The organism is Ignavibacteriales bacterium (assembly GCA_026390795.1).
Lineage (GTDB): Bacteria > Bacteroidota > Ignavibacteria > Ignavibacteriales > Melioribacteraceae > Fen-1258.
In genome coordinates, this window is record JAPLFG010000003.1 from 120,887 (window position 1) to 135,524 (window position 14,638).

The 14,638-nt window shown below is 38.3% G+C and carries 9 protein-coding genes; all 9 read right to left on the minus strand.

The genetic code is table 11. The annotated features are described in order from the left end of the window. The gene (locus NTX65_04065) at nucleotides 1-1,299 is read right to left on the minus strand and encodes a cellulase family glycosylhydrolase (protein ID MCX6168491.1); all 1,299 of its coding nucleotides are present in this window, start codon (nucleotides 1,297-1,299) and stop codon (nucleotides 1-3) included. After that, complete coding sequence (locus NTX65_04070; protein MCX6168492.1) at nucleotides 1,242-2,003, minus strand: prolyl oligopeptidase family serine peptidase; 762 nt, start codon at nucleotides 2,001-2,003, stop codon at nucleotides 1,242-1,244. The genes NTX65_04065 and NTX65_04070 overlap by 58 nt, the downstream gene beginning before the upstream one ends. Before the next feature lie 11 nt (nucleotides 2,004-2,014). Then, on the minus strand, nucleotides 2,015-4,222 hold the full coding sequence (locus NTX65_04075; protein MCX6168493.1) for a glycoside hydrolase family 3 C-terminal domain-containing protein: 2,208 nt from the start codon (nucleotides 4,220-4,222) through the stop codon (nucleotides 2,015-2,017). 78 nt (nucleotides 4,223-4,300) lie between these two features. Beyond that, nucleotides 4,301-6,112 (minus strand): glycoside hydrolase family 3 protein, encoded by a 1,812-nt coding sequence (locus NTX65_04080; GenBank protein ID MCX6168494.1) that lies wholly within the window; start codon nucleotides 6,110-6,112, stop codon nucleotides 4,301-4,303. 59 nt (nucleotides 6,113-6,171) lie between these two features. Further along, nucleotides 6,172-7,137, minus strand: coding sequence for an ROK family protein (locus NTX65_04085; GenBank protein MCX6168495.1), 966 nt, complete (start codon nucleotides 7,135-7,137; stop codon nucleotides 6,172-6,174). Between the two features lie 2 nt (nucleotides 7,138-7,139). Further along, nucleotides 7,140-8,459: a sugar MFS transporter gene (locus NTX65_04090; GenBank protein MCX6168496.1), complete on the minus strand. Its 1,320-nt coding sequence runs from the start codon at nucleotides 8,457-8,459 to the stop codon at nucleotides 7,140-7,142. A 28-nt stretch (nucleotides 8,460-8,487) separates the two neighbouring features. Continuing rightward, nucleotides 8,488-10,323, minus strand: a complete 1,836-nt coding sequence (locus NTX65_04095) for a family 16 glycosylhydrolase (GenBank protein MCX6168497.1) — start codon at nucleotides 10,321-10,323, stop codon at nucleotides 8,488-8,490. Between the two features lie 184 nt (nucleotides 10,324-10,507). After that, nucleotides 10,508-11,557, minus strand: a complete 1,050-nt coding sequence (locus NTX65_04100; GenBank protein MCX6168498.1) for a PorV/PorQ family protein — start codon at nucleotides 11,555-11,557, stop codon at nucleotides 10,508-10,510. A 14-nt stretch (nucleotides 11,558-11,571) separates the two neighbouring features. Further along, nucleotides 11,572-14,628, minus strand: a complete 3,057-nt coding sequence (locus NTX65_04105) for a hypothetical protein (protein MCX6168499.1) — start codon at nucleotides 14,626-14,628, stop codon at nucleotides 11,572-11,574. Nucleotides 14,629-14,638: the final 10 nt, after the last annotated feature.

Consider the following 14,638-nt stretch of genomic DNA (forward strand, 5'->3'; position numbering starts at 1 on the left):
TTAACGATTCATTCCTAATGCGCTTAGATATCCCGAATTGATAGAACAATTTTTGAATTTGATATTTTCCAGCAAATCACTAAATGCTTTTTTTACAACTTCGCGCGAAGGTTTTGCCTTGCGGACTTCCTCAAAATTTTTCTTAGGGGCTTCAGCATATTTGACTATCTGTTTCCATTCTTCTGTTTGCATGAAGGATGATATTCCGCGCGTTGAATCCATCTTTTTATAGGGCCAGAAGCACCAGCCTATTTCATTCTTTTCTAAAAGTTTTCTAAATGAATCAATCCAGGCATCTTCATTCTCACCGGATTCACCCAGATACGTTGGGACATTGTATTTATTACTGTAATCAACATACTCCTGAATTTCCTTCTGCTCGGTTGGCATCCAGTATTTGTGAAATGTATAAGCTAGATTTTTATCAAAAGGAACTCCGAATACTTTGAAATTAGTATTCCATTGCGAGCCGCCGAGAAAGATTATATGATTTTTATCTACACTTCGAATTGCAGCTGTTAGTTTTTTATAAAACGGTTCAAGCAATTTGTTTAATTCCTCTTTGTTCTCGTAGAAATGAGGAATCGGCTCATTCAATAAATCATAACCTAAAATTATTTTTTCACTCTTGTATCTCGAGGCAAGTTTTTTCCAGAGAGCAATAGTTGTCTGCTGCGCTTCTCCACTTTCAAAAAGGAATGGATAACTCCAGCTATCATCAATATTATCACCTGTCTGTCCACCCGGCGCTGCATGCAGATCTACTAGAACATACAGATTCTCTTCTCGGCACCATTTAATTACATCATCCAGGCGTTTGAATCCCTCTTCTAGAAAAATTTCGGGATGATCTTCTACAAGAAATAATTTGAAATTGAACGGAACGCGTATGTGATTCAATCCGGTACTTTTTATAAAATGAATATCCTCCCTCGTTATGTAATTATCACGAAAAGTTTTCCAGAATTTTCTTGTTTCATCAGCACCGAGAAGTTCTTTGAATGTATTATCGATCAACCGGAAAGAGCTCACATTTTCGAACCGAAACATATACCCTTCCGGATTGAGCCAGTTGCCGAGGTTTATCCCCTTCGGTAAAAAGATTTTCCCGCCTGCATCAACAAAATTTTTGCCTTCGCATTTAATAAATCGCTTTGGCTGGGCAAATAAACTCACTCCGATAATTATTGATAGAGATAGGAATACAAAAATCTTTTTCACCGGTCTCTCCTTAACTATTATTAGAACCAATTCGAGTTCAATCTTTTTCTTTGATCTTTCGTTTGTTTCAACAGCCATTCATAAACTTCAGGATTATCATATGTTTGAGTCCAAGAGTCGTGATAAGCTTCCGGATAGATTGTTAGTTTTGCATTACCCTTACATGCTTTAAGTGCATCGACAAGTTCCTGATCCCTCTGCACCGGCACAACATTGTCTTTTGCACCATGGAATGCCCAGACAGGAAGATCACCAATCTCACAAATCGTCCATGAATCGCCCCAGCCACAGATGGGCATTATAGCGGCAAGTCGCTCAGGAATTTCATTTGCCAATTTCCACGTTCCGTATCCTCCCATACTCAAACCGGTAATGTAAATTCTGTTTTCATCAATGTTATAGTTCTTAATAATTTCATCGAGCAGAGCGACTAGAGTATTTGTTTTCCAGCGGACTCCCTCGGGGCATTGCGGCGATATGATTATAAACGGAAAATCTTTTCCCTGCTCTATAAGTTTGGGCGGTCCATTTTTTTTAACTAGTTCAAGATTTTTACCTCGCTCGCCGCTTCCGTGCAAGAACATCATCAATGGAAATTTGTCTTTTCCGTTATAATCTTTCGGCAGATAAAGGAGGTAATTGATACTTACCTGCTGTTCAAAATTTGTATTCAAACTTTTTTCTTCCTGCTTTTTAACGCCACTCTCTTTAACTATATCGAGTGAACAACCGACAAGCAGCATCAAATAACCCGTAAGGAATAAAAATACTCTCGCTTTCATTTTTTCATCTCCTATTGAATAACCGAGAAGGAAGCTTCTTTTACATCATCCGAGTTGGTGCCAACAAATACTTTGAAATCTCCCGGCTCAACAACAAAATTCATATTGATATCATAGAATTTCAGTTTCTCAGGAGTAAGTGTGAATTCAACTTTTTTCGACTCACCGGCTCTCAAGAATATTTTTGTGAAATCTTTTAACTCTTTAACAGGGCGGGTTACACTTCCCACCAAATCACGAATATAAAGTTGAACAACTTCTTCACCATCTCTTGTACCGCTGTTTCTAATGTTGACTGACACCGTGATCGATTCGCTTTTCTTAATTTTGTTTTTACTCAAAGTAATATCGGAATAAGCAAATGTAGTGTAACTTAAACCGAAACCGAATGGATAAAGAGGAGTGTTTTCCAAATCCATATAGTATGATGTGAAGTGATTCTTCGGATCGTACGGACGGCCTGTATTTTTGTGGTTATAGTAAATTGGAATCTGACCTACATAACGCGGGAATGTTACAGGAAGTTTTCCGCTCGGATTGTAATCACCGAAGAGCACATCTGCAATTGCATTACCCGCCTGGATTCCAAGATACCAAGATTCAACTACTGCAGAAATATTTTGCTGAATCCAGGTAATCGTCAATGGTCTTCCATTCATAAGCACGACAACGATCGGTTTGCCGGTTTTTTGAATTTCTTCAACGAAACTCTGCTGAACACCAGGCAGATCCAATTTAGCGCGAGAACTTGCTTCGGCTGTCATGTTTCTACTTTCACCGATAACTACAATTGCTACATCGGACGATTTAACCAGATCGACAGCTTTGCTGAAACCGCCTTTCTCTTTTCCTTCAATTGTACATCCCTCTTCAAAACTGATCTCTGCAACATTTCCTAATTTATTTTTGATCCCTTCCAAAACCGTAACAACATTATTTGTATTTCCCTGCTGATCCCATCCGCCGAGCGGATCATCTTTTGAATTTGCAAGAGGACCTACAACTGCAATTTTCTTCAAATCTTTTCTAAGAGGAAGAAGATTATTTTCATTTTTAAGAAGCACTATCGATTCACGTGCTGATTCCAAAGTTGCCTGAACAATTTCTTTGCTCATTATCGATTTTTTTTCACGTTCTACATCACAATATTTGTATGGATCGTCGAATAAACCGAGACGGAATTTAATTCTTAGTACTCTTCGTACACTTTCATCTAAAACTTTCTTTGAGACTTTACCTTCTTTGACTAAATCGGCAAGATTGGTGTAATAAGAATTTGATTCCATATCCATATCAAGACCGGCATTTATTGCAAGTTCCCCGGCTTGTTTTAAATCTCGAGCAACTCCGTGTGGGATCAATTCTCCAATCGAATTCCAATCACTTACAACAAAGCCGTCAAATTTCCATTCGTTCCGTAAAATTTTTGTAAGAAGAAATTTATTAGAGGATGAAGGGACACCTCCGATTTCATTGAACGAAGCCATCAATGTAGCAGCACCTGCTTCAACTGCCGCTTTAAATGGACGCAAATAAATTTCTCTGAAAGTTCTTTCTGAAAAATCAACGGTATTGTAATCGCGTCCGCCTTCTGCTCCTCCGTAACCGGCAAAATGTTTAATGCATGCTGCGATAGTATTAGCATCCGAAAGATCTTTTCCCTGGTATCCTTTCACACGTGCAACAGCCATCATTGAACCAAGGTATGGATCCTCACCGCTTCCTTCCATAATTCTTCCCCACCGCGGATCGCGCGCGATATCAACCATCGGGTTGAATGTCCAATGAACTCCTGCCGATGATGCTTCAATTGCTTGCCAGCGAGCAGATTTCTCAACAAGCACAGGATTCCAACTGCTTGCTTCTGCAAGAGGAACTGGAAATGTTGTTCGAAATCCATGTATTACGTCAAGACCGAAAATCAAAGGGATTTTTAAACGTGATTGTTCAACAGCAATCTTCTGCATTTTCTTCGTTGCTTCTGCACCGAAAATATTAAGAAATGAACCGACTTTGCCTTTAAGAATTAATGCATCGCTTCCTTCGGATGGTTTTTCGGTCTGTGTTCCGGTTGCCCAGCCACCACTATACTGAACAAGCTGACCAACTTTTTCATCAAGAGTCATTAACGTAAGAACCGAATCAATGCGCTGTTCGATCGTTTTTTTCTGTGCAAATGAAATTGTGCATATCAAAAAGAAAATGATAATATTCTTCATGTTAGTCCTCGGTGTTTTGCTAAAATATTTCTGAATTTATTTTGCCGTCTGATTTAATTTTTTTCAAAACGTTTATTACTAATATGTTAATCCAAATCCATAAGCGAACAACGGATCGTAATTTGCATCACCAACATTTATTGGAATCTGTTTCATGTTTTTGGGCCATGAGTGAGGCAATTTTCCTACCGGTTTAAAATCACCAAAGAGAATATCTGCTAAACCCTGACCTTCTGTTCCCGGCAGCCATGCGGCTATAAACGCTTTACTTTTATTTAATGCCGATTCAATCAGCATCGGTCTTCCTGAAAGAAGAATTACAACTACCGGGACTCCCGATGCTTTTGCTTTTTCGATTGTATCAACATCTTCTTTAGCAAGACTTAAATCCTCACGGTCGCCTAACATTTCAGCATAAGGAGTTTCTCCAATAACTACAATACAAACATCAGCATATTCTGCACCGGAGCCATCAGTAGATGTTGTGACTTTTGTGCTGCTAGAGACTGTATTTTTAATTGCCTGCAAAATTGTTGTACCGCCGGATATAATATTTCCGCTCTTGCTTTGCCAAATGATAGTCCAGCCGCCGCATTGATTGCCAATATCGTCGGCGCTCTTTCCTGTTACGTGGATGTGTTTCAAATCTTTTGAGAGCGGGAGAATATTATTTTCGTTCTTTAGTAGTACAAGAGACTTTCGAACCGCATCACGTGCAACTTCTCTATGTTCCTTTGAACCAACTAACGCAGTAAGATTTTTATCCGTGAATGCGTTTTCAAAAAGCCCCAGTTCAAATTTTACTTTTAATATTCTTTTAACGGCGTCATCAATTCTGCTAATTGGTACTTTGTTTTCATTTACAAGTTCTTTCAAGAATGTAATGAATTCAACGTAGTTGTTATTTTGTCCAGGAGCGTTGGGAATCATGATCATATCAAGACCGGCATTAATAGATTTTTCAATATCGTTCTTGTAATCTTTGCCGAGTTGATCGATGCCCTGCCAATCGGAGACCAAAAATCCATTAAAACCAAGTTCGCCTTTCAATACATCGGTTAGCAAATATTTTTGACCGTGCATTTTTTCACCGTTCCAGCTGCTGTATGAAACCATAATTGATTTAGCACCCGCTCTAATTGCTTCAACATAACCTTGCATATGAATTTTACGGAGAGTTGCTTCATCAACTTCTGTGTTGCCCTGATCTTTTCCATTTGTAGTTCCGCCATCACCGACAAAATGTTTAATGCAGGCAAGCACCGAATTTTTATCCGAAAGATTCTTTCCCTGCATTCCTTTAACATAAGCTGCGCCTAACGTTTTAACCAAATCCGGTTCCTCACCGTAACTTTCATAAGTTCTTCCCCATCTTTCATTTCGGGCCACAGCAACGCAAGGAGCAAAATCCCATTGCATTCCAGTTCCTTTAATTTCAGCGGCTGTAACGGCAGCAACCTGCTCGATAAGTTTTGGATTACGTGTAGCTCCTAATCCAACATTGTGCGGAAAGATAGTTGCGCCGTCAACATTGTTATGCCCATGCACCGCATCAATTCCCCAAATGATTGGAATTTTCAAACGATTTGTTAAAGCTATGTTTTGAAATTTATCGTAAAGATCTGCCCAGCCTTTTGCTGTAATATCTTCAGGCTCAGAATTACCTCCGCATAAAATAGATCCAAGAGAATATTTAACAATGTCATTCACATTTTTTTTGATCGCGTCATAATCAACTTGTGTCATCTGACCGATCTTTTCATCGAGTGTCATTTGAGAAAGAAGTGTATTAGCTTTTTTTTCAATGGCTTTTTCCTTATCGGTTTGTGCGTTAGTCAAAATTACTCCCACAAAGAAAAAAATTACGAGGAAATGGATATTCTTTTTCATATCTGTCCTTAAAAGATTAATTCAACAATATTGTAACGGAATTTTTCAATAAGATATTATCAATTTGTTTTATTTAATTCATTCCAGATTAATGCACTGGCACCAAGAATAGCGGCGTGAGCTCCAGGTAATAAAGAAGGCAGAAGTTTAACTTTGTTTTTGAAAATGTTCAGAATGAATTCTTCCATGTATCGCTTGGTTGGTACAAAAATTAAATCACCGGCGAGAGCCAGACCACCAAAAAGAATTATTGCCTCGGGACTTAGATACGCAACGGAATCCGCAAGTTTGAGACCAAGAATTTTAGCAGTGTAGTCAAAAGCGGCAAGAGCAAGTTTATCTCCGCGGTTTGCCGCATCTGCAATATCTTTTGCCGTAAGTTGATTAAAACTCATATCCCTTAACTCACTCGGAATATTCGTGATGCAGATTAATTCAAAAATCGTCCTCCGGATACCAGAAGCAGATGCATAAGTTTCCAGACATCCTTTTCTTCCGCAACCGCACTCCCGTCCATTAGGATCAACAATCGTGTGGCCAATCTCTCCTGCAAACCCGTCGGCTCCATAGACCAATTGACCGTTAACTACAATTCCGCTGCCTAACCCGGTGCCAAGAGTTATAACAATAAAATCTTTCATTCCTTTTGCTGCACCGAAAATCATCTCTCCAATTGCAGCCGCGTTTGCATCGTTTGTAATTGCAGAAGGTAGCGGAGAATATTTTTTTATTATATCTAAAACATTTACTACTCCCCAATTCAAATTTGGGGGAAGTTCAACAGTACCTTTATAATAATTTGCGTTTGGTGCACCGATTCCGATCCCAACTAATTCATAAGCATCAGAATATTTTTTAAAATCATCATCTATTTTCTTAAACAATCTGCTAAACAATTGATCTGCATTCTGATCCGCATGAGTTAAGATTGATGCTTCGTAAATACACTCACCCACTTCATCAACAAAACCAAATACAGTATTAGTGCCTCCGACATCAATTCCGATGGCAACTTTTTTCTTCATGGCTAAGCCTTTGCAATAATGTAAGACGGTTTATGTCCCTTGAGTCCGTAATAAGCAATGTACACATAACATAATACAGGGATAAAAAACGCATGATGGATTCCGATATTATCCGCAAAGAAACCTTGAACAACCGGAAGAATAGCACCACCGACAATTGCTGTACAAAGAATTCCAGAAGCTTGGCCGGTATGTTTGCCAAGTCCATCAATTGCAAGTGTAAAGATTGTCGGGAACATTATGGAATTAAAAAGTCCAACTAAAAGAATGGCCCACATTGCAACCTGACCAAAAGTCAGCATCGAAATAATCACTAGAATTCCGGCAACTAAAGCATTAAAAGCAAGAACTTTTCCGGGATTAATTTTTCTCTGAACAGCAGAACCGATGAATCTACCAATCATAGCCCCACCCCAATAGAAGGATACAAACTTACCCGCATCGGATTCTTTTAACCCGGCAATGAAAGGTTGACCGATATAGTTAACAAGAAAACTTCCGATAGAAACTTCGCCGCCGACGTAAACAAAAATTCCAATTGCACCAAGTACCAAATGTTTATAACCCCATGCACTTTTGTGCATATCATGGTAATTCACACCATCATCACCGCTTGCCAGAATATCGGACGCTTCAACTTTTGGTAACTTGATTACGGCAAAGATTGCAGCAATCACAAACAATGCTGCTGCTAATCCAAGATAAGGAACTTGAACTGCACCGGACTCTGCTAATTTATAAGCAGTAATTTGATCGGCGTTCATTGTTTTAAAATCTTCAACTGTCTTCACTGCTAAAGAAAGAATTATCAATGAACCAAAGTATGGTGCGATTGTAGTTCCAAGCGAATTGAATGCTTGAGTAAGATTTAACCTACTGGACGCAGTTTCGGGTTTACCAAGAATTGCAACGTAAGGATTAGCTGCAACCTGAAGTATTGTGATACCACCAGCTAGAACAAATAACGCACCTAAAAACATAGCATAAGACTGCATACTTGCTGATGGATAAAACAATAAACAGCCAATACCAGCTGTTATTAAACCAATTACTATTCCGTTTTTATAACCAATTTTTTCTACAAGAATTCCTGCCGGCAGAGATACAATTGCATAAGCAGTAAAAAAACTGAATTGAATCAACATCACTTGTGTATAATTTAAAGTGAAGACAGCTTTTAGATGAGGGATCAAAATATCATTCAGACACGTAATAAATCCCCACATAAAAAATAACGATGTAAGAACTGTTAGCGCGAAGTTGTAATTTTGCCCACCATTAACAGCTTTTGCATCAGACTTAGTTGGTATTGAGGAAGCCATCTAATTCTCCTTATTGGTTATATCAATATTATTTCAGCAGCAACATTTTTTTTGTTAGAAAATAATTATCTGTCTGTAAAGAATAGAAGTAAACTCCGCTTGAAAATTTTTTACCGTTATTTTTAAAATTTGCATTGAAATCCACCTTGTAATTTCCGGATGCTTGTTCTTCATTTACAAGAACCGCAATTTCAGATCCAAGAGAATCAAATACTTTCAACGAGACAAAACTGGAATTTGGAAGACGATAGCTTATTGATGTACCCGGATTGAAAGGGTTTGGATAATTCTGTTCGAGTTTGAATTCATTAGGAATATTTGCCCCAGTCTTGACATCAGATGCTTCGAGTGATTCAATTATTATTCCGTTGAGAAGCGGTCTTTCAATCTGCGCAGCAAAATGAATATCAATTAGATAGTCTTTCACTTCAACATCTTCAATAATTTTTTCTACTGCCGCTTTCGAACCTGCTTCTTTAAAAATATCCAATCCGTTGATAACAAGATTGCCTTGAATATAAATATCAAAAACTCTTTTACCTGGGGAGTTATAATAATTTTCGGCTAACAGAAGTTTTATTTTATACTTACCATTTGGTATCCGCAGAATATACTTTGCTAATCCATTAATTTCGGTTTGATAAATCTGATCATCAAGAGTGTTGTTTATTTCATTTGCAAAAGGTCCGCCTTTCGTTCCTTCCATGAAACCATAATTGGAAGTATCGGTTATGAATTCGTTATCGGCGATAAAATCTTTATAAACATTTCCGCCTACATTAATCTTCAGGGGTAAAGTAAATTTTTTTGTAATCAGGATTGGGCGAAGATGCAAGTCTGATATGTTAACGGGTACAGCTAAGTCTCTAATACCAGATACAATTAAATTTGGGTGTGAATTCAAATCCAAACCGTTCACTTGAAGTTCAATTGTTCTTTTATCCGGCAAGAGAGCTGCGTTGTTAACTGTAAAGCCTGGAATAATATAATTTCCTATTGTCTCTGCACTTGTTTTTTCTATCTTTTCAGAAAAAAATATTTCTATTTTAGATTCGGAATCAGCTCTTACATTCAACATTGTGGGCTTTATATTATCAACATAACCGGGAGTTGATTTGTCAGTCAGACAGAGAATTAATTTTCCTTCAGCAAATACAATATTATCAGGGATGAAACTGCTTTTATTTCCATTGAATCCATGATCCCCCTTTTCCCATCTTGTATCATCGAATGAATTGAATTCATCTTTCCAATCAAGAGTGAAATTGTTTCCTGTTCCATAATTACCAGTGCCTGGTGAATATTTGTAATAAGCCGCCCAATCATAAAAGCCGAATCCGGGAAGAAGAGCATCGTTCCAGACGCCAGCCCAGTTTGTATAGATCGGGCACCAGATATTCATCATCAGTTTTTGCGCCCTAGTTACGGTTTTGACATGGTCTCCCGTCTGCCTGTAGACTTCAGTTCCGTCTATAAACCATGCAATGTATTCCGGTGTCCATTCAAACGCGTAAGTGTGATAATCTAGTGCCGGATTAAAATTAACATATTGATGACGCACATGATTTGCAGCTCCGGCAGTAATTGTATTGAATTGTACATCGTTGTTGTAGCGTCCCATTATTTCGATATCAACTTCGTTCCATTTTGATGAAGCCCAGTCATCTCCCGGCAATCCATCAAAATACGTAAACAGAGAGGTAAGCATTCCTTCTTTACCAGGAGCTTTGATGCTTGCTTCGAATCTTCCGTACATAAAAGAATCTTTGGTTCTATACTCGGCACCTCGTAGAACTACCTGAGCAGAGGAAAATATTTGAAGGGAAAAAAAGAAGATTGCCGTTATAATAATTTTTGTTTTCAATTAATGCTGTCCGTAGAAAAGATTTATCTTCTGCAAAGTTTTAGATCTTGCATTTCAATCCGATTATTGGAATTAAATGAATCCACAATAGAGTTTCTTTATAACACACGGGGTGAGATAGTTTGCTCACCCCGCGGCTGAATCATATGGAGGCACCATATGAAATAGAACAATTTTCTGATTCTTAGAAAGTTATACTAAATGAAAATTTTTGAACATTTTTTAATCTTCCAAAATCTCCATAAGAGTAATCAACCTTCATCGCAACATTTCCTATAAACCGCTGTTGAACTCCCGCTCCGAATGTATATGACTCTTCGGAATCTTTTAAGAAGAGAGATTTATAACCAGCTCTCAAAAAGAACATATCATTGAATGTGTACTCACCGCCTACATTAATGCTTTCATAATTATCACTTGGATGCATCGCATCAATCGCAACTAAGAATTTGTGCATTTGCGTGTTAATTGGTCTATAAGAAATTCCGACTCTAAAGTTTAAAGGTAGTTCCCATTCATCTGTTTGCAGGTATGCCGGGATTCGATCATTATTACCGGTTGAATTTTTGTCCGGATCATAAAGTACAAGAGCAGAATTTCCCTCCAATTTCATTTTTGTTCCGAAGTTAGATATAGACATAGCAAGCACTATCCCATCAAAAGGAGTGATGTATTGAACACCCATATCAACAGCAAATGCGGTTGCTGTTGTTTTCCATATTTTTTGACTTATGAATTTAGGGTTGAAACCAATCGCAAAATTATCTGTCAAATTAATTGCATACGCAACACTGAACATAACATCAGAAACACTGAACATTTCTCCAGTACCTTCCGGATCTGCAATGGTTCTGACTTTCATATCTTCAACATTAGATGATAGAAAACTGATGCCAAGTGTTCCATAAGTTCCTACATTGTAAGAAGCAGCTACATAATTATAATTTATATCCGCAATCCAATTTGAATGGTCGAATACCACGGCGCCACCCGGTACTTTTGCGAGACCTGCAGGATTCCAATAAATTGCAGTAGGGTCATCAGAAACCGCTACATATGCACTCCCCATTCCGGAAGCTCTAGCACCTTGATTAATTGAAAGGAATTGTGCGGCAGTGGTTCCTTTCTTGGAAACATCTGAAACGAAATTTTGTGCGGTAAGACTAGAAAAAATCACCAAACTTTGAACCGCCGTCAAAAATAGAAATACTAAATTTATTTTTATTCTTTTCATATCTCGCTCCATCACTATTTAATTACCGCAAATTTGCCGATGTATTGACCTAGTTCCAGTGCATCAACATGATAAATATAGAGTCCGTATGATAAATCCATTCCGTCTTCCGTTATAAGATTCCAAGATATTGTTCCGTCTTCCGAACCGCCTTCTTTTTGAAGTGTCTTTATTAATGCACCTGTAACAGTGTAAATTCTAATAGTACACATTGTTGGAAGATGAATGAAATCAATTCTTCTTTCACCGCGTCCGGTTTGAACTAGATTCCTCTTTTCCCAGGCATTGGCGCTGATATATGGATTAGGAACGACTGCAATTTTACTTAGAGAATTTTTTGCACTGTCTGCTTCAACTCTTGCACCTTTAGTAGAGAATTGAAAATAATCTCCGGTCGTAAAAGGCCTGGTCGTGACGAACTTGAAAATATCTCCCGGTTTGGGGGTAGCAAACTGTGGTGCCGATGGAATTCTGTATAATATTCTCCAAGTCAATTTGAATTGAGTTCCCACATACTCGATAATTACAATGTCATCGCCCAAACTGAATTGACCATCTGCATTATTGTCAAAGTACTCAGCTTGAATTTCTTCTCCTCTGGAAGCATTGCGGACTTTAAATGGAACAGGTTTTTTTGTAAAAGGAGTTGTAATTGTCTGACCCTCGGGCAGCCATTCAATTTCATAATCTGATGGCCAAGCGATATTTCTTGTCGGTGAACTTTTATCAGGAGCTACGATCATATCGACGTTACTGTAACCCTTCAACCATCCTTTTTCTTTTACAACACCAAGTGTATCGTTGCTTACAGAAAGTATTAGACCATCAAACGGTGCACTGTATTTTCCAGCGCCAAAATTAGAAGAGTCAACATTTGCAAAAATAACTTCATTTGTTCCATTAAATGAGCGGTTAAGAGAATAACCGGTTGTTTTATATGTTGGTACATTTCCAGCGGCTGTAAAATTAAGTTTATAGGTTGCGCCTTCTTTTACTTCATTCGGATTAAGAACAATCAAATCCATCTTACCTGAACCAAGCCCTAAAGTAACTCTGGTTAAGTCACCGGAGACTTGAGGAGGTTGATAACCTGAAGCAGGCGCATTTGGTTTTACAACCGCACAATTTATATCTATAAATTTTATCTGGCCTGAAAAATCTTGTGAGATAATTTTAGTTGTCTCACTGGGAATCAATCCTTTTGTACCATAAGCTGGATCCCCCTGGTCATAAGCAACTAATGCATAATAATATGTACTTCCATTAGTAACGGTTGAATCAACAAAAGAATGTTGAAGACCAGTCTCATTCCCCCTCCAAAAATGAGCGCCGTTAATTCCAATAGGGTCAGGTCCTTTAATACCATCTTTCATATCAAACTGTGCGATAGGTTTCCAATACTTAGGTTCACCCTTGGAGTCAGTAATCAATTTAATATCATTAAACTCAGGCTCCTGACTTCTATAAAGCAAGTAGCCTTCAAAATCTTTTCTTCGCAAAAATCGATCAAAAGACTTTTCGGCGTAATCATTCCAATAAAGAAATACTTTTTTATTCCCTGCAATTGCAGTTAAAGTAGGTTTCAAAGGCGGCTGAGAGAAATTATAATTCGCATTATAGATTGATTGAACTGTCTCTTTGTTAAATACCATATCATCATAATCAACACCAAATACTAATGCTACAGAAAATCGTTCGCGCTTGTATATCTTTAATGGAAAAGGGCCTGAACCAAACAGAATTTGGATGTTAGAATTTGTTAATGATGTATCAAAACTATTGTAATTCATTTTTCTCCAGATCACTTCATCATTCTTTGGCCATATAGCGTTTGGTCCTTTGTTAGATAATCTTTCTATTACCAAACTTGTCAAACCGATTTGATCAGATTCATCTTTATCCGTTCTATCAAAATTTGATTCGCCATCAGTTGGTTTACCATCCCCCTCACCATCATCCGGTCCGTTGTATTGAGGATCATCTGGACCCACTCCGTCTTTTCCAAGATCATCATTTAAAGGTTCTCCCGGATCCCATTTACCATTGTGGTTAGAATCTGTGAATGGAACCCAGTTGTGGTTATCATCTATACCGTTATCACGACTCTCATCTACTAATCCATCTTCATCATTGTCAATTCCATCGGTAGCGTTACCGGGACTTTCTAAAAATGCATAACCGACGTATCCGGTTTTTCCCACAAAATCCGGAGATTTTCCATCATGATCGAATGCGTATGCAAGATCAAGTTTTGTATTATAAGAAGCGTCGTCATCTCCGTTGTCATTTACACCTCCAACACCTGTATCACAATAAAATCCAAAGTAAGTTGTATCTAACGATACATCCGAGAGATTAACAATATCATAATGGAAAAAGATAATATCTTCGGCAAGTACATGTGACCACTGGAATCCGCGAACTTCGGTTCTCAATCCTAAACCGCCTCTGTTGTGGTCTGATGCAAGTGGAAAATATGAATATGGGACACGGTTAAATTCTTTGTCCTTCGAATCGTCCATCGTATAGAAAACTTCAAGATCAGCATTCATAACACCACGACCAAAATATCCAAACCAATATCCATCCCAATTAGCATCCACATTTGGAAGTGAGCGTGGCCACTGTTCCGGCCAGGATAATGGTCTTGTACTCATAGCAGGTTGTTCCGATCCTGATCTTGCATAACCTGGAATCGGCTCCATAACCCATAAGTCGCCGGTTACTGGATCAAAATCAACTTCTTCTCTATATGATGTTTGTGCAGGATGAACAATTTGTTTATTACCGGGGGCGAGTATTGCAGAGGAAATTACTGGTGTACATCCGTCAAGATACATTTCTCCAGTTCCTTTCGGCCATTCACCTGAAGGTCTATCCGGCCATGTACCTACCTGCCCGTCGTTTGAGAAAAGAGTACGAACAAGGTTTCCATCCATCACACCTTTTTTTCTATAAGTTTTGTCTCCATATGGCTCTGCACGATATTTCAATATCTGTTCCTGGGTTTGAGCCAAGGAGATATCCGCCACAAGAAAGAATACGGACAACCATAAAATATTTCTTTTCATTCTAAACTCC